Source organism: Aquimarina besae, assembly GCF_042434905.1.
In the GTDB taxonomy this organism is placed as follows: Bacteria; Bacteroidota; Bacteroidia; order Flavobacteriales; family Flavobacteriaceae; genus Aquimarina.
Genome location: NZ_CP170199.1, coordinates 2,368,826 through 2,385,763, shown reverse-complemented (window position 1 = coordinate 2,385,763; position 16,938 = coordinate 2,368,826). Strand labels below are relative to the sequence as shown.

At 31.9% G+C, this 16,938-nt stretch carries 24 protein-coding genes; 17 read left to right on the top strand and 7 right to left on the bottom strand.

Annotation, left to right across the window (positions count from 1 at the left end; all coding sequences use genetic code 11):
* The first annotated feature begins 4 nt into the window (after positions 1 to 4).
* From ACE94K_RS10355 to ACE94K_RS10285, 15 genes are all read left to right on the top strand, one after another.
* Positions 5 to 412, top strand: coding sequence for a hypothetical protein (locus tag ACE94K_RS10355; RefSeq protein ID WP_378183838.1), 408 nt, complete (start codon positions 5 to 7; stop codon positions 410 to 412).
* Between the two features lie 109 nt (positions 413 to 521).
* Positions 522 to 1,409, top strand: a complete 888-nt coding sequence (locus ACE94K_RS10350; RefSeq protein ID WP_378183835.1) for a hypothetical protein — start codon at positions 522 to 524, stop codon at positions 1,407 to 1,409.
* A gap of 197 nt (positions 1,410 to 1,606) precedes the next feature.
* The gene (locus ACE94K_RS10345) at positions 1,607 to 1,885 is read left to right on the top strand and encodes a hypothetical protein (RefSeq protein ID WP_378183832.1); all 279 of its coding nucleotides are present in this window, start codon (positions 1,607 to 1,609) and stop codon (positions 1,883 to 1,885) included.
* Positions 1,885 to 2,355: a hypothetical protein gene (locus ACE94K_RS10340; RefSeq protein ID WP_378183828.1), complete on the top strand. Its 471-nt coding sequence runs from the start codon at positions 1,885 to 1,887 to the stop codon at positions 2,353 to 2,355. The genes ACE94K_RS10345 and ACE94K_RS10340 overlap by 1 nt, the downstream gene beginning before the upstream one ends.
* A 36-nt stretch (positions 2,356 to 2,391) precedes the next feature.
* Positions 2,392 to 2,862, top strand: a complete 471-nt coding sequence (locus tag ACE94K_RS10335; RefSeq protein ID WP_378183825.1) for a hypothetical protein — start codon at positions 2,392 to 2,394, stop codon at positions 2,860 to 2,862.
* Positions 2,863 to 2,996: 134 nt separating this feature from the next.
* Positions 2,997 to 3,578, top strand: a complete 582-nt coding sequence (locus tag ACE94K_RS10330; protein WP_378183822.1) for a TetR/AcrR family transcriptional regulator — start codon at positions 2,997 to 2,999, stop codon at positions 3,576 to 3,578.
* 50 nt (positions 3,579 to 3,628) lie between these two features.
* Positions 3,629 to 4,519, top strand: coding sequence for a hypothetical protein (locus ACE94K_RS10325; RefSeq protein ID WP_378183819.1), 891 nt, complete (start codon positions 3,629 to 3,631; stop codon positions 4,517 to 4,519).
* Between the two features lie 6 nt (positions 4,520 to 4,525).
* The gene (locus tag ACE94K_RS10320) at positions 4,526 to 5,425 is read left to right on the top strand and encodes a haloalkane dehalogenase (protein ID WP_378183816.1); all 900 of its coding nucleotides are present in this window, start codon (positions 4,526 to 4,528) and stop codon (positions 5,423 to 5,425) included.
* Positions 5,426 to 5,705: 280 nt separating this feature from the next.
* Positions 5,706 to 6,191: a putative adhesin gene (locus ACE94K_RS10315; RefSeq protein ID WP_378183813.1), complete on the top strand. Its 486-nt coding sequence runs from the start codon at positions 5,706 to 5,708 to the stop codon at positions 6,189 to 6,191.
* Positions 6,192 to 6,620: 429 nt separating this feature from the next.
* The gene (locus tag ACE94K_RS10310; protein WP_378183810.1) at positions 6,621 to 7,067 is read left to right on the top strand and encodes a GNAT family N-acetyltransferase; all 447 of its coding nucleotides are present in this window, start codon (positions 6,621 to 6,623) and stop codon (positions 7,065 to 7,067) included.
* A gap of 96 nt (positions 7,068 to 7,163) precedes the next feature.
* Positions 7,164 to 7,601, top strand: a complete 438-nt coding sequence (locus ACE94K_RS10305; protein ID WP_378183808.1) for a nuclear transport factor 2 family protein — start codon at positions 7,164 to 7,166, stop codon at positions 7,599 to 7,601.
* 97 nt (positions 7,602 to 7,698) lie between these two features.
* Positions 7,699 to 8,679 (top strand): M28 family metallopeptidase, encoded by a 981-nt coding sequence (locus ACE94K_RS10300; protein WP_378183805.1) that lies wholly within the window; start codon positions 7,699 to 7,701, stop codon positions 8,677 to 8,679.
* Positions 8,676 to 9,098, top strand: a complete 423-nt coding sequence (locus ACE94K_RS10295; protein ID WP_378183803.1) for a hypothetical protein — start codon at positions 8,676 to 8,678, stop codon at positions 9,096 to 9,098. Before ACE94K_RS10300 ends, ACE94K_RS10295 begins: the two co-directional genes overlap by 4 nt.
* A 158-nt stretch (positions 9,099 to 9,256) precedes the next feature.
* Positions 9,257 to 10,924 carry a formate--tetrahydrofolate ligase gene (locus ACE94K_RS10290; RefSeq protein WP_378183801.1) on the top strand — a complete coding sequence of 556 codons (1,668 nt, stop codon included), beginning with the start codon at positions 9,257 to 9,259 and terminating at the stop codon, positions 10,922 to 10,924.
* A 91-nt stretch (positions 10,925 to 11,015) separates the two neighbouring features.
* Complete coding sequence (locus ACE94K_RS10285; protein WP_378183798.1) at positions 11,016 to 11,561, top strand: hypothetical protein; 546 nt, start codon at positions 11,016 to 11,018, stop codon at positions 11,559 to 11,561.
* A gap of 68 nt (positions 11,562 to 11,629) precedes the next feature.
* On the opposite strand, the gene ACE94K_RS10280 is transcribed toward ACE94K_RS10285, so the two are convergent.
* The 3 genes from ACE94K_RS10280 to ACE94K_RS10270 form a co-directional block, all read right to left on the bottom strand.
* Positions 11,630 to 12,076, bottom strand: coding sequence for a hypothetical protein (locus ACE94K_RS10280; RefSeq protein WP_378183795.1), 447 nt, complete (start codon positions 12,074 to 12,076; stop codon positions 11,630 to 11,632).
* A gap of 2 nt (positions 12,077 to 12,078) precedes the next feature.
* Complete coding sequence (locus ACE94K_RS10275) at positions 12,079 to 12,885, bottom strand: RNA polymerase sigma factor (protein ID WP_378183792.1); 807 nt, start codon at positions 12,883 to 12,885, stop codon at positions 12,079 to 12,081.
* A 127-nt stretch (positions 12,886 to 13,012) separates the two neighbouring features.
* The gene (locus tag ACE94K_RS10270; RefSeq protein WP_378183789.1) at positions 13,013 to 13,465 is read right to left on the bottom strand and encodes a DUF1569 domain-containing protein; all 453 of its coding nucleotides are present in this window, start codon (positions 13,463 to 13,465) and stop codon (positions 13,013 to 13,015) included.
* A 347-nt stretch (positions 13,466 to 13,812) separates the two neighbouring features.
* On the opposite strand from ACE94K_RS10270, the gene ACE94K_RS10265 reads away from it, so the two are divergent.
* A complete protein-coding gene (locus ACE94K_RS10265; protein WP_378183786.1) occupies positions 13,813 to 14,283 on the top strand; it encodes a hypothetical protein in 471 nt (156 codons plus the stop codon).
* A 3-nt stretch (positions 14,284 to 14,286) separates the two neighbouring features.
* On the opposite strand, the gene ACE94K_RS10260 is transcribed toward ACE94K_RS10265, so the two are convergent.
* The 4 genes from ACE94K_RS10260 to ACE94K_RS10245 form a co-directional block, all read right to left on the bottom strand.
* Complete coding sequence (locus tag ACE94K_RS10260; RefSeq protein ID WP_378183783.1) at positions 14,287 to 14,466, bottom strand: Arc family DNA binding domain-containing protein; 180 nt, start codon at positions 14,464 to 14,466, stop codon at positions 14,287 to 14,289.
* Positions 14,467 to 14,469: 3 nt separating this feature from the next.
* A complete protein-coding gene (locus ACE94K_RS10255; RefSeq protein WP_378183780.1) occupies positions 14,470 to 15,324 on the bottom strand; it encodes an SPFH domain-containing protein in 855 nt (284 codons plus the stop codon).
* Between the two features lie 150 nt (positions 15,325 to 15,474).
* On the bottom strand, positions 15,475 to 15,906 hold the full coding sequence (locus tag ACE94K_RS10250) for an Hsp20/alpha crystallin family protein (protein WP_378183777.1): 432 nt from the start codon (positions 15,904 to 15,906) through the stop codon (positions 15,475 to 15,477).
* Positions 15,907 to 16,118: 212 nt separating this feature from the next.
* On the bottom strand, positions 16,119 to 16,520 hold the full coding sequence (locus ACE94K_RS10245) for a TerB family tellurite resistance protein (protein WP_378183774.1): 402 nt from the start codon (positions 16,518 to 16,520) through the stop codon (positions 16,119 to 16,121).
* Positions 16,521 to 16,624: 104 nt separating this feature from the next.
* Between ACE94K_RS10245 and ACE94K_RS10240 the strand changes: the two genes are divergently transcribed.
* Positions 16,625 to 16,885: a DUF1456 family protein gene (locus ACE94K_RS10240; RefSeq protein WP_378183771.1), complete on the top strand. Its 261-nt coding sequence runs from the start codon at positions 16,625 to 16,627 to the stop codon at positions 16,883 to 16,885.
* The last annotated feature ends 53 nt before the right edge of the window (positions 16,886 to 16,938 follow it).

Below are 16,938 nucleotides of genomic sequence, written 5' to 3'. Positions count from 1 at the left end.
CAAAATGGGAATATGTAGATTGTGTTTGAAAAACAAAAAGTTGATTAAAGCACATATAATTCCTGATTTTATATACAACGGAATGAAGGACGAAAAAAATGTATTTCATTCTATAAAGGGAATTTCTGATGAAATCAAGCCCATTCCATTACAAACTGGAGAATTTGACAAGGTAATACTTTGCGAGGATTGTGATAATATAATACTCGGAGGCAAATATGAAAGATATGCCAAATCATTAGTTTTTAGTGAGAAATTAAATCTGCAAACTTATCCAACTTATAAAGCGGAAAACGGCAAGGATTTTTCAATACTTAATGATATAAATTATGGTAAAATGAGATTATTCTTGTTATCAGTATTATGGAGGGCAAGTATCACAAACAGATCTTTTTTAAAGAAATTGATCTAGGACATAAACAATGGGATGACAATTTTTTACCATAAAAACAAGCAGGATTTTAATATTTTGAACTCTATTTTAAAATAAAAACGAAAGCCTAACAATTTGGATATTGCATATGCTCCCTTCGGGAAGCAAACGCACCATACAAGAGACGTTACAAAAAATATTGAAGAACAATAGTAAAATAATAAAGTTTAGTTCTAAATCGAAATTCGAAGACTCAAATGTTTATAGATTATCGGAATTAAAACCAGCTGGAACCAAATTAATCTTGGAACCAAAGACGGAACTAATCGAACTCTTAAAACTGACTTTATTTGACTTGACCTTAAAACAAGTTCTTATCATAAAAAAAACGTTAAAAAAATCTCACTCGAGAGATCCTCATTTAAGAGAATATATACTTGTAGAGACTGGTAAAAATTTCTCAAAGTATACCCCAAATAAATTTGAGCAATATTTTACGAAGAGAATCGACGAGGATAGTTATTTTCAACTAAAAACATATTTAAGAGAAATATTCAAAGAAATACCATCCGAACACAAGTATAAAAAGGAAATTATTCATAATTTAAAAATCAATGACCTTTTTAAAAACAATTTGATTTCAAGTGTTTTCTCTTGGTTTAAAACTAATCCAAAAGGAAATAAACTAAAAAAGGATATTACCGAATACCTAAATGAGGTAGACAGGAATATTGAAAATTTAATCGAAAACGAACCCGATAAAGCATTAGAACTGATACTATTTCTTCAAGGAAATATTTTTCTGCTTACAAAACTAAAATTTGAGCTTTTAGAAAAACTTAAATTAATTTCAACTGTACGTTCAAGTAATGATGACAAATATTATGACGACTGGTTTTGGATTGATTTCATGCACGATTCTGATTTATCAATTTCTGACTTAATTTCCGAAATCTCTGAAGTTTTTGATTCGATAGATGATTATTTCGACTTTGATAGCGGAGAAGATTGGGATGCAGATTTTGATTTCGATTAAAAAATACTTACCGTAACATTATATATAAAATCAGAGCAAAGTTTAGTGCTCGATCGAAAGATCTTTTCCTTTTGTAGAAGTGCTAGATTTTTATAAATAAAACAAGAAATAAAAACACACAGATAGATCAATTGGTTTAAGTATTCTTACCTTGCTCCGATTCATATATTTGGCGATACAAAAAATTACAGAACTGAATGAAAAAACTAATAGAAATTTTAATTCTTGCCATATTGATTTCAGGTTGTTCTGAAAAAGAAGAATCTGGTGACAGACAATCAAAACAATTCTCTTCTGAAATTATAGAGTTGAGGGATTATTTTAAAATTCCTGGACTTGCAGTTTCTATCGATAACGATGGAGAAATTATTTATCGGGATTATTTTGGATTTTCGGATATTGAAAACTCTACTGAATTGAAATGGCCTACTTGCCATATATTTAACGTAGTGTGCATTTCACTGAAAAAAAAATAATGGAAGAAATAACGTCTGCAATTTTAGAATCTGACATCGAAAAGTTGAACAACTTATTGAATAAAGTTGAGATTCTTAAATTAAGCGGTTCTGACGTTAAAGAACTTATCAAATTGAGTAAAGACAAAGGTGTTTTAAAAGTTGAGGCGACTATTTTGTTAAAATATAAAACGGAATTAAACTCATATTCTGATGAGGAAAAAGAAAGATCTATTATTGCATTAATTAAAGAATTAAGTGAAGATTTCTATTGCTCAGGTTGGAATGATGGAATTGAGAAAGAGTTGTGGTATTGGGGAAATGGAATATCTGAACCACACCAAATATTTAAAAAGGGAGTGATTAAGTCAAATGCAAAACTTGCCGTTAATTTTGGAAAAGAAATCGGACTTTGGACAGAGTGGAATAATAATGAAAATAAACCAAAAGCAATCTCAATCGAAGATTGGAATAAAAAACTGAACATATAATAAACTTGTTACCACACGGTATATGAAATAAAAAAAGTGAGTTTTTTAAGTAAAATAAGAAATTGGTTTAAATCGGACTATCGAAAGAAAACGAATAATATTAACCTAGATGGAATTGACGATCGAGAATTTGAATGGTGTATTGTTGGAAATATCGTAGATCGCCACTTTTATGGAGTGGAAAAAGAAGTAAGACGAGGAACCAAGCAATTTCGACCAGGAGCCAAAGTTTACTGTATGCCTGAATTTGGAGGAATGGCTCACGAAGAAATTCGGGTAATAGGAAAACCTCGAAAACAAAACAGGCTGATCAATATTGTAATGAAAACTAAAAAAATAAAGAATTTTAGAGTTCAAAAAGTATATAATCCAAAAATTCAGTTCGACCTGGGCAGTCACCTATATTACTGGAAAAATAGACGATCTGAAAATGAAATAGAACATCTAAATGAAATGGTGAAATACTTGAACACTCTAACAGAAGAACTAAATAAAAAAAGTATATAACGAGATAAATAAATCATTAATGGTTTCGCCATAAAAACTTATACAAGCAGCGTAGCATTTTAACCAAGATTCAAAAAACAAAATAAAAAATAAACCAACCAGTCTAATTAAATAAAGTTTTATATATTTGTACTATGGGATATAAATATAAGAAAGAAGATATTCTAAATGTGGGCTATGAAATTTTCAGAAAAAATGGTTACCACAATGTAGGTATAAATGAAATATTAAAGGCATCGGGAATACCTAAAGGTTCTTTTTACAATTTCTTTGATTCTAAAGAAGATTTCGCTCAACAAGTGATAAACCAATATGGTATTTCAAACCAAAATTGGATAGAAAATTACTTTAAAGAATCTAAGTTATCTCCTATTAACGCTCTGAAATCATTTTATTCTATGGTTATAGATATGAATGAAAAAGATAATTTCGCTGGTGGTTGCCTAGTTAATAATATGAGTATGGAGGTTGGTCGAAACAACGACACACTTGGCTCAGAAGCAAACCAACATTTTATTGGATGGTTGCATATTCTTTCTCCCATTATTGCCAAAGGACAGGAAATTGGGGAAATAATTACAGATTATTCTTCAATAGAATTGGCAGAGTATTTACACGCTGGATTTTATGGCACTTTATCTCGTACTAAGGTTACTAGGTCCAGAGTATTTATGGATACTTGGTTGGACATAACTTTCAACCTAATAAAAAAATAAAAAAATTTAACATTAAATTAAACAGAACAGTCTAATTAAATTAAATCCAAATGAAAAACATTTTCAAATTATCCAGCTTAACGATACTAATTATCGCTTTAAACTCCTGTAAATCGGTTGATTTAAGAACCGAATCACTTAAAAAAAATACCATATCACATTCAGAACAAAAAGGAAAAGACCTACTTACCAAATCTAAAATAGCGATGGGTTATGATAAATTATCTGAAGTAAAAGTCTATGAATCAACTGTGAAATTTGAATGGAATAATTTCTGGTTATTAATGCCTATGAATGCATTTCCTGGAAATAATGGTAAAGAACTTCAATTAAGACTTGCAACAAATAGTTTTGATGGTCAGGTAGAATATTTAGAGGGACGCAAAAAGAATATAGTTCAGGGGGTACAAGCTTGGCAAGGCTATAAAAAAAAATCTTACAGCGATAATCTCAAACGTCACGAACACGACAGGTATATTTGGGGACTTGCTACCTATCATTATTTATTAGAAGCACCCATGCATCTTCCTGATGCAGAAATAATAAGATATGCAGGAAGTAAAGAACTTGATGGTATTTCGTACGAAACAGTTTATGTTACTTGGGGGAGTGAAGAACCAAATAAGAAGTTTGACCGCTTTTTAGTCTATATCAATCCAACAACCAAATTTATTGATTTATTAGAAGTAACAATAAATGATTTTTTTATCAAGATGCCAAAAGGTCTACAACACGCAACGGCTAGATATGAGCGCAAAAAAACAAATATTGGAACTTATTTGCCAAGCAATATCAAGATTCAACTTAAAGGTCCCAAAAAACCAAAAAATAAAGTTTACAGTATCTCATTAGATAATTACCAGTTTGATTCATTCGATAAAGCAATATTATATCCTATCGAAGGATTAGAAAACATTGGGCTCTCTAAACCAAAAAAGTAAAATTAAATGAAAAATAAAAAAGAAATATCCGCAAAATTCCCTTTCAAATCTAACTATCAAGAAATCCTTAAATCCAAGATTCATTACATAGATGAAGGTGAAAAAAATTCTGAACATACATTTGTGTTAATACACGGAAATCCTACATCAAGTTATTTGTGGAGAAATATCGTCCCTCATCTATCACCATTAGGACGCATAGTGGCACCTGATTTAATTGGTATGGGAAAATCAGGTAAACCAGATATTGACTATACTTTTAAAGACCATATCGACTATATGGATGCTTTTATTAATAAAATGGATTTGAAAAATATCATTTTCGTTATTCAAGATTGGGGTTCCGGTATAGGCTTTCATTATGCAAACCGTTTTCGCGAAAACGTATCAGGTATTGTATTTCTTGAAGCCATCGTTAGACCTATTTCATGGAGTGATGCTAATCTCATAGAAAGATTTATTTTTAAACGTTTTCGCCATCCAAAAAAAGGTTATAAGATGATAGTCAAGAATCATTTTTTTGTAAACCGTTTTTTACCAATGATGACAGGTAGAAAATTGACCAAAGAAGAAATGGAGCATTACAGATTACCTTATCTAAAGAAAGAAGACCGTAAACCACTTTTTGTATGGCCATCTCAAATTGCCATTAGTGGTACACCAAAATTTAGTACAGATATCATACAATCATATGGTGATTATTTGCCCAATTCTGAGGTTCCAAAATTAATGTTTCACGTTAAGCCCGGAATGATAATTAAGCCAAAAGAAGCTAAACATATCATTGCAACTTGGAAAAATCTTACTGCAATAAATCTTGGTAAAGGCAAACATTACATACAAGAAACACATCCTCACGAAATTGGCGAGGGAATTTACCATTGGTATAATAAAACATATAAATAAGCAGAAATGATAAACCCTATTATAAAGAAGCTGATTATATTTTTACTAACGTAATCATAACAGAAGAATAGAGATGATCTCGGGGAAATTGTTTATCTTTAGCCTACAGCATATCTAAATAATAGTTTTAAGCTAGTCAAAATTTAAAATCCAAAAATTTGACAAAAGCCAAAAACTTAATGCCCCAATATCTAAACAAAAGTGGAGATCAGAACCCACCAAAAAAAACGGGGCGTATTCTGAAAAGCCTTACGAGTAGGAAAACAAATAAAAATTTAAAATGTCAAAAGTTATCGTTTTAAGTGGTCATGGATCCTGGGAAATGGGAGATGGCTACGTCACTCTTCCTGCCAGATACAGTATAAAATTTTACACCGATAATATGAAACTCCTTAGTGATACTTTGGGTGGTAACATTGATAGAGGTAACGTTGCCGGACTGATTCCGGATCAAGAGGCCAGCCCATATTCAACTATTCCCAATATGCGCTTATATCCACCAGACGGATTAATGATTCAAGCACCTGATCAAAATACTTGGAACGTAGTCGATATTCCCACCGGTATTATTCCACGCGATGATAAAAACCTGCAAATACATGTTGCCGACTATTATAATGATGGTATGAATTTAAAAGAACTATTTGATGTACTTGATCAAGCTTTATTTGGACAAGAAGTTACTATTCTTTGGGCAGCTTGTCGCGATATTGGTTTAATTGATGCGGGTGGTGAATCATTTGGTGTTAATGTTTTACAGAGATAGCATAAAATATTTTCTTAGAGCGATGTGTTTTTAAAAACACCCAATAACTTAAACACTCGCTATTGATACAGAGTTTTATATAAAACAAACAATCTAGCTGCTACATTTTCAACCAAAAATTGACAATTCAGCGGTTAAATGAAGTATTATATTTTATAATGAAATTCGATTATTCTAGACTACTCTGCGCTTTTAAAAAAGCATACTTGTTTTGTAGCAATCTTTTACACTTGCATATATTTTAATAAAGATTATGAAAAAATATTTGAGTTTTATGAATCTATTCTTGAAAAAGAATCCAAATAGATCTAAGGCTACAAAGACTTTCCCTATATGGTAGAACGTAACTTTCCTATTCATAAAAAATAATATCTTCATACCAAGATCCATTTCAATACTTGTAATAAACTTAAACGTTAATGGAGTACTGTGAAAATAAGACGATACATATCCCAAGATAAAGAAGCAGTAATTGAATTGCTTAATTTAAATATCCCAAAGTTTTTTGATAGGTCTGAGAAAGAGGATTTTCAAAAATATTTAGAGACCGAAATAGAAGATTACTATATAGTAGAAGAAGAGAATGAAATCATTGGTGCAGGCGGCATCAACTATGCTGCCCGTGATAAAACAGCTATCATTTCCTGGGATGTCATTAAACCAAGTGCGCAAGGAAAAGGAATCGGCAAGAAATTAACGGAACATAGAATTAAGCATATTAACAAAAAGGATGAAATTGATTTGATCATTGTAAGAACTTCTCAATTCACTTTTAAATTCTACGAAAAGATGGGGTTCGAACTGGTAAAAATTCAAAAAGATTATTGGGCAAAAGGCTTTGACCTATATTTTATGGAACAGGAAAATAAAAGTTAGCTTCAATCAGGTTTATATAGCTTACAAATTAAAAACATACATTATAAAATAATTTACAAATGGTTGTTCGCAACATATAAATTAAGACTCGAAAAAATGAAGAAGACCATAATAATTCTAATATTTATTTCAATTTTAGTAATTGCATGTAACACCGAACGGAAGAAATACGAAATTTCAGGAAATCAAAGTAATATGATCAAAGAAATGATAGATGCGGTGAACGAAAAGAATCCTGAAAAATACGTTATTGGCTTTGCCGAAGATGTAAAGGTATTTGTAGAATCCCAGATGAAAGTTAATGGAAAAATAGACCTAAAAAATAATAGAGCCACACATTTTGAAAATCATCCAGATGTACGTTCAGAAATACAGCATCTTGTAGAAATTGACAATAAAGTAATTCTACACGACAAAGTTTGGCTTGATGATTCGGACAAAGAAGGTCAAGATATCGTAGAAATTTTCACTTTTAAAGATGAAAAAATAATCAGGGTTGATGTGATTCAGCCAAAAGATTTATTTAGAAATTAAGTAGTTACCTCAGCAAACACTTTTTTAAAAATAAGTAGTTTGTGGTAATTAAATAATACCTTCAAAAATTTACTGACATTGATTATCTTTAGGAGTAATGAATAACATCTTACTATATTTCGACTGGTATAGATTAAATGCCGTAATGATCCCAATCAAGAAATCCATCTGTTTACTACTATTACCAATATGTATTTTGGGCTGTAACTCCATCACTGAAAAAGATATTGTGATAAAACCATTACCTGCAAAAACCGAGGAAGCTCAAGCCAAAATAATATCTGTGCTTAGCGGAAATGAAAAAACAAACAACTCACAGTATATCATAAATAGTAGAACAACTGTCAACGAGAAACGAATAGCTAGAGCATATCTTTCTCAAATCATAAAACAATTAAATTTTACTCCGGCTACACATAATTATCAAGAACCCAATACAAATGCATTCATTGACCTATTGATTGGTCCTTTTAGAGGTGTAAATTTATATACAAAAGTCCCTTCTAAAACCAGCTCTAATGAATATGTAGTTTTAGGAGCACATTACGATACTGCCCGAAATTGTCCAGGAGCTAATGATAATGCATCGGCAGTAGCTGTCCTTTACGGAGTACTTAAAAAATTATCTCAGGTACAATCCAGAAATAAAAATGTACTCATTGTATTTTTCGATCAGGAAGAAGAAGGGCTTATAGGCAGCAAGGCATTTGCCAAATATTTAATACGAAACAATTTTAATATACATTCTGTTCATACGTTCGATCAAATTGGGTGGGATAAGGATGCAGACAAAGCGATAGAATTAGAACTACCAACACCCGAGATCGAAAAATCATATAAGACTAAAGCTGATCAATTAAATATTCCCGTTTACATTACCAAAGTAAATTCGACTGATCACCATTCATTTAGAGAAGCGGGATTTACTGCTGTTGGAATTACAGAAGAATATGTTGGTGGTGATACAACTCCATTTAAGGACACAGAAAATGATACTTTTGATACTATAGATGTGGAATATATTAGATCCACTACCCAACTGATTTTTGAAGTCATACAACAAATTATAACAGAATGATTGGTAAGAAAAACATCAAACAAGATAGAGATCATCTTTTTTATAATTCTATTCTCATTTTATCTTTGCTTTTGTTTTTTACAAAAGGTATTCAATATGCAATTTTGGGTAGTTATATCCCGATAATACTATCGACTACGATTATTATAGTGTTTTATATATCAAGAAAGAACAAAAAGTTTCTTAACACTGTTTTGAAAATATGGTCCTTTTTAATCATTGCGTGGTCTTTGATCCGATTGCTAATTGCAGCTGTAGATCATTTTGGCAAAGAACTTATGGAGAATCACCTACAAGAAAATCTTGGATTTTTGGGCTCATTGGTGAGCATTTGTTTTTTAATCGCTGGCTTTTATCTTTTTAACAAAAAACGCAGGTATAATTGGCTCTTTAAAAATTTTGAGCAAAAAATTTTATAAAACGAAATTTCATTAATGGAATAAAGCGCAAATATTAGTCTGAAATTATCACTATTTTTAGAAGATCAATGATCTATGTATTCATCACTAAAAACAGTAATCAATCTAACATACAAAAGCCGCACTATTTCGAATATCTCTAAAAGAAACTCTAAGCTATGAATGATCTAAAAATTGCCAAAAAAACTACTCTTGCTCCTATTTCATCTATTGCTACAAAATTTGGAATTGATCCGGATCAAATAGAAATGTATGGCAAGTTCAAAGCTAAATTACCCTTAGCTGCAATCAACAAAGAAAATGCCGAGAAAAGTAATCTCATTTTGGTTTCGGCTATTTCTCCTACTCCTGCTGGAGAAGGAAAAACCACTATGTCTATCGGTTTATCTGAAGGATTGAATCAATTGGGCAAAAAGACGACAGTAGTATTAAGAGAACCTTCTCTGGGTCCGGTTTTTGGAATTAAAGGAGGTGCTACAGGAGGAGGTTATTCGCAAGTCTTGCCCATGGAAGACATCAATCTTCATTTTACAGGAGATTTTGCCGCCATAGAAAAAGCACACAATCTCTTAGCTGCAATCATTGATAACAATATTCAAAGTAAAACCAATACCCTTTTATTGGATCCAAGAACAATTAGCTGGAAACGCGTAGTTGATTTAAATGATCGTGCATTACGTCGCGTAATTGTTGGTTTGGGTGGAACCACATCAGGTGTCCCACGAGAAACCGGTTTTGATATTACCGCGGCTTCAGAAATTATGGCTATTCTGTGTTTAGCCGAGAATTTAAATGATCTTAAAAAACGTTTAGGTAATATTTTTATAGGTTACACCTACGATAAGAATCCTATTTATGCCAAAGATCTGAAAGCTGAAGGTGCAATGACCGCCTTGCTTAAAGATGCTATAAAACCCAACCTTGTACAAACAATTGAGGGTAATCCGGCAATCATCCACGGCGGACCTTTTGCTAATATTGCTCAGGGAACAAATACAGTTATAGCTACGCTTATAGGTATGTCATATTCTGAGTATACCGTTACCGAAGCTGGTTTTGGATTTGATTTGGGAGCCGAAAAGTTTTTCGATATCAAATGTCAGAGTGCCGGGTTAAAACCTAAAGTTGTGGTACTTACTGCCACGATCAGAGCCTTAAAATATCACGGTGGTGCGGATTTAAACGCTCTCACTATTCCTGATACTGAAGCCCTACAAAAAGGCTTACCTAATTTAGAAAAACACCTTGAGAACATCACTAAATTTAGAGTAACACCTGTTATTGCCATCAATAAATTTACGTCTGACAGTGAAGCTGAAATCAATATTATCAAAAACTTTGCAGCTTCGAAAGGTGTAAAAGTTGCCTTGGCAGAAGTTTGGGAAAAAGGCGGAAAAGGAGGTCTCGAACTAGCTAGCCACGTTATTGATGTTGTAGCGTCAGATACTTCTAACTTCGAACCATTATACAAATGGGAATCTCAAGTAACAGATAAAATAGAAACTATTGCAACAGAAATTTATGGGGCAAAACATGTAGATTATACTTCGAAAGCCAAAGCGCATTTGAAGAGAATTACGGATTTGGATTTGGATCATTTACCGGTCTGCATTGCAAAAACTCAAAAATCATTATCTGATAACCCTAAATTATTAGGTAGACCCAAAGACTTTATTCTTACAGTAAGAGAAATTGAAATTGCTGCCGGTGCAGGTTTCTTGATTCCGATTACAGGTGATATTATGAGAATGCCGGGATTGCCTGCACATCCGGCATCCGAAGGAATAGATGTTAATGAGGATGGAGAAATAACAGGATTGTTTTAATTAATAAGTAATAAACAAACATCCATAATTCATCGTGATTTATTTTAAGAATTTATTTAAACTAAAAAGTAAACTGTTTAATTTCAATAATTTGATTTGTGAGCTTGGAACATCTGAAATTCTTGAAAACGCCATATCTATCAATAATTACCCATTCAAACCCTCTATAGTTTATCCTGAAAGCATCGTGAAAGCTGCTGAAATTAATAGTATTTGTATCGATTTTGGGTATTTAAAAATTATGATCAAGGACGATATTGTCTTTTTAGCGGCAGATAAAAAAGAGGCATTGAAAACATTTGCAGAAAAGAACGACATTCCGCTCATACCTTACAGCTGGAATTGGGATTGGATTCTGGAACCTTACCTTGATACAGAATTCACAGAAGAAAACAACAACCAAGTTACCGCCAGGCTTTTTGAAAATGGTTTCAACAAAAATGAAATTGATACCATCAGAAACGAAATTGGAAAACAGATGTATAAATATAACTTTCACACCATGTTATGGGAATGGTGTAGTTTATCACTCTATGATGTTTTATCTGCCATGCGTGCAAAGTATAACGAAAAAGAATTCAGAGATTTTTATAATAGAGCTATAGTCATAGAAAAACGGAAAAAAGCAGTATCATAGATTTTCGAAAAATAACGTTTAAGCAGCCTTATTATCAAGTAAGATAAGGTATTATAATCCATTTTAATCTATTGTGGCATCCAACGTCTAGTCTGATATAATTTAGAAGCAATCCAAGCAGCAACCACCATTTCTAACCAACTTAACGGAAGCGTTATTAAAAGAATACTCCAATTAGACAAGCCCATATTGGCAGTTGCCACCCAGAAGATTACAAATACACATAACCAAATGATCGTACTGGAAACTAAAACAGATTGAAAACGGTTACCAAATTCTCTGGCATAAAGCCAAAATAAAAATACCAATAGTGCCGATAACAACATATCCCAGAATCCCCAAATAGAAAAGATGCTTATATCCATTTCTGCAATACCGCTTTTATAGTCAAAAAATGATTGTACACGAGGCATAACCAAAACAAAATATCTAAATACTTCGGAAACATTAATCCAAATGCTCGTTAGTAGTGCTATAATAACAAATTGCTTTATTCTGAAATCATTTATCTTCATTTCTAATTTATATTAAGGATTTGTCTAATGGTTTTCATCACGATATCAGGAGCAGGAACGTCAGGAGTTGACCGGTATATAGCTATAGATTTTTCTAAATCACTAATTTGCCGAACTAAATCTATACTTCGATTGGAAAAATGAGCAAATCTTAAATCTTTTGGATTGATTATTTGTTGATCAATGAGAAAGTCTATTTTTCGATTACATCGACAAGGGTTTTTGCTATTTACCAAACCGCATTTTTTATTCAAAAAATTTCTAATTTTTCTTCTGGATCTAGACAATTTCTTTCTAAAATTTTCTGCAGTGATTTCCATAATCTCAGAACCCTCTTTACCATTGAAATCAAGTATTTCGGATAAAATGTAGACGATCCTATCCTCTTCACCCAGACAAAGCAACAATCCTTGGGTACAACTAACTTTTACTTCCTCTTCTAACAAAGACAACACTCCTTCGTTTTTAGAATATCTAACCACATCTGACTGACCTAAATCGATTAAATCTTCGTAATCTTCAAAAGGCATAACAAATTCTTTAGCTTTTTTACCTTTTTCAGTTAGTAAATAATTGGTAGCGACTCTGTAGACCCAAGTTGTAAACTGGCTCTTATATTGATAAGTGCTTAGATGCGTTATTATTCTTATTAGGATTTCTTGTGTCGCATCTTTTGCATCTTCGGGGTAAAGTAACATCTTAAGAGAAAGGTTATATACTAAATCCTTAATCTCAATGATTACTCGTTCCAGCGCTTTTTTATCTCCTGAATTCGCTTTTTCTACTAACTCTTTTAGGTTTTCATTCATATCTTCTATTGGTTAGACAATTGAAAGATACAAAGTGTGACAATCCATACTAAGAAATTAATTAAAATCTTCGGATCGCTTTTAAAAAGGGAATAAACTTGCGCATCATAAAAATCTACAAGCCTTCTTATTCTTTACGCAAGATATCTTGTATAATTTTCAAGTGATGCTTAGTATGTATTTTTAGAAACTGCTTGGTATGTTTTTTATTTAACTGACCAAAAACAGGATGGATAAAATTCACATAAGGATCTAAACTTTCAAGGTCCGCAATATTTTCTCTGGCAGCTTCTAATTGAGACAGTATATCTTCAGTTTTGATAACCTCTGGAGGTAACACAGATCCGGGAGACTTGCCTTTTCCTCTAGGAATATACCCAAATGTGAAGAAAAAACTGCGAGCCAAACTAAAGCGTTTTTCATAAAAACTAGGATCAGAACTCTTGAGCACATGATGTATCCTATTAATAACTTTTAGGCTATGATCCAGATGCCAAGCAATTGGCACTTGAGAAACTTTGGCATTTACCCTGTCTCTAAACTGAATTAAATATGCAATATCGTATAATTGGCTATCCATATTTTTCTTAACATCATTAATATCTCCTTGTCCATACTCCCCCAGAAAGCCAAGTTTTGAATACCACTTAACGTAAAAAATAGCCCTTTGATTGTGTGCAATGGAAAATTTAACTACAAAAACAAGGTATTTGCTACGAATGAAAAACAAACAGAACAAAAAATAATTACAAATGAAGGGGAAATCTCACATATTTTAAAATGAACTTATACAATAATTTCTTACTTTCGTAATCTCACACTTTTTATCTGGATCATAGTTTAAGATACTATTCTTCATCTGATCTGGATTCGTCTCATAGTTTTAGGGTTTAAACTAATTTATAAATAGTATAAAGTACACCCTGTATGAAACTAATTTTATTATCGATATTTACTAGTATTTTTGCCATTGGCACACCTAAACCAAGATCTGCACGAAATGTAGATGGTATTTTTATCACCTCTACTGATCCCGAATCTGGAAGAACTATAATGATCGAAGAAGATGAATATTCTATCTGGGTTTACGTTTTAAACCCAGATATGCAAGGTATTGATTTTGACGGATTCCTCTGCTCTGTTGTTGATCCTGAATCCATTAACATAAGCCCAAAAGAAGCTACTAAAAATGGAAATGCTCCACCACTAACATCTGCTTTCGCGAATCAGTATAGCTATATCAAAAATCTTAAATCTAAAGATATCAAAATACACTGGAAATCAAATAGAATAGAAATCAAACTAAAAAAAGAAACCTACCTTATTATGGATTTAAAAACTAAAACCAGTTATTCTAAAGCACTTTCAGAAGATTGCTATTATGGCAATGCTTTATAGCTATTATTCATCTGTATTGTTATTCTTTTTTTTCGAATCTAAACGTTTAGCATCCTTTAGACTTTTATGAATCATCCATTCTAATTGCCCGTTAACACTTCGAAATTCATCATCTGCCCATTTCTCAATTAACTTAAAAGTTTCTGGGGATATCCTAAGGACAAATGATTTTTTTTTACTCATAAATTATGAATGTAATGTTCCTGCATTAATTACGGGAGTTGCTTCTTTATCACCACACAAAACTACCATTAAATTGCTAACCATAGACGCTTTTTTATCATCATCAAAATCGATGATGTTATCAGCAGCTAATTGAACCAATGCATCTTCTACCATACCTACAGCTCCTTCTACAATCTTTTTACGAGCAGCAACAATTGCAACAGCTTGTTGTCTCTTAAGCATCGCATTAGCGATTTCCGGTGCATACGCCAAATATCCTATACGAGCTTCCATAACTTCGATTCCTGCAATCAATAACCGTTCTGTGATTTCATTTTCCAATGCTTCATTCACCTCATCCAAACCGGATAACAAGGTAATTTCAAATTCACCCTCAGCAAAGTTATCATAAGGATAAGAACCAGCCAATTTTCTAACAGCTGCATCTGTTTGCACTCGCACAAATTCTTCATAATGATCTACATCAAATGCTGCTTTATAGGTATCACTTACCTTCCATACTAAAATTACATTAATCAAAATCGGGTTACCTATTTTATCATTGACTTTTACTCTTTCACTATAAAAGTTTCTCGCTCTTAATGATATCTTCTGTTTAGTGTAAAAAGGATTAGCCCAAAAGAATCCATTTTCTTTTACCGTTCCTTTATATGCCCCAAAAAGAACAAGCACTTTTGAACTGTTTGGATTTACAATAAAAAATCCTTTAATAATTAAAATTATAAGAAGTATTAATGTTAGAAATAATGGGTTTTTGGTAACAACAATTCCAAAAATTGTTACTGCGATTACCAATAGCAACACAAACGCCATAATATAACCATTTCCCGTTTTTATAGTTTTCTCATTTTTCATAATAATATCATTTTGATATCACAATAATACAAAATAAATTCGAATACTTGTGAATAATCAGCAAATATGATTCGTCTATATATAAAAAAACACCCTACAGAAAGGGTGTTTTTCGTAACATTAACTAACTAACTCAAACTTCAAATCAACTTATGAAATTTCTATAAATCTTTTTGGTTGTACTTTTGCTTCTTCTTTTTTCGGAAGTGTTACCGATAAAATTCCGTTATCATAAGAAGCTTTGATATCGACACTATTTACAGTTTCAGGTAAAGTAAACGAACGCTTAAACGTGGTGTAACTAAATTCTTTTCTGGTGTAATTGTCTTTTTCTTCTGTAGTTTCGTTTTTCGCTTCAGAAGAAATCATTAACACGTCATTATCTAATTCAATGTTGAAATCTTCTTTTACTAATCCCGGTGCAGCAAGCTCGATAATAAAATCATTATCATTCTCTTTTACATTTACAGCCGGAGTATTGAAACCTGTTTTGTTTTCATTAACAATACCCCCAAACCAATCTGTATTAAAAATGTCATCAAACATTAATGGTAATCTTTCTGTTCTTTTAATTAAACTCATTGTATTATATTTTTTAAGTTATTCTATATTTCAAATTCAATGAGTATATAGCAATTTAGATTCCAATACGATTTTTAAGACATTTTGTCATTTTTATGCATTCAAATACTGTCTTTTTGTCAAAAAAAGATAGATTTTATGACATATACGCAAAAAAAATCCTTAACTAAATGCCAAGGAGTATGCGTCTGAATTTTAGAATTAGATTAAAGTTAATTATAAAACCTAGTAAATATCGTTATCAATTCTTGTGGAGGAATCACTTTGTTTGGATACTTATGCATTTCCTTTAACACAGTATCTATTGCTTCTGGTCTTAATCCCATGTGCAATCCCATTTCTCTTATTTTGTGTAGCTCTGACAATGTCGCTTCCTGATCTACATTCATCAACAGAACCAATCGATGAAATTGCAGTATTCTCTGTGATTCTGGTTGAAGGTTTTTCTTTTCAGCTTCATTGCGCACCATATGTCCGATCTCTTCTTCTGTTATTCCTAATTGTGAGGCAACTGCTAAAATAAAATTGTACTCTTCATCTTTTATTTGCTTATCAACCTTTGCAAATTCGATCATTTCTGATAACAAACTTAACTTCTCTTCCTTACTATACATTAATCTTTAATATTTTAAGCCTACAAATATCATATAAACATATGTGTTATGGAACAGAAACAATATTTTTTTCCAGAAGTCATTTAAAAAAGTACCTTTGCCTTATGGGATTAACTAACAATGATATTTTTAAAAAATTACGTGTAGCTCATAAACTGCGTGATGACGATATTGTAAAAATATGCTCATTAGTAGACTTTAAAGTTACCAAAAGTGAGCTTGGTGCTATTTTTAGAAATGAAAACCATCCTAAATATATGGAATGTGGGGATCAAATTTTGCGTAATTTCTTAAATGGACTTATTATTCATCTTAGAGGACCAATGCCGGAAAAAAACAAACCCCCAGGAAATAAAAAAGACTAGGCATTTACTTCACAAAATAATTGCTTAATTTGGATGAGAAAAACTTTTTAAAC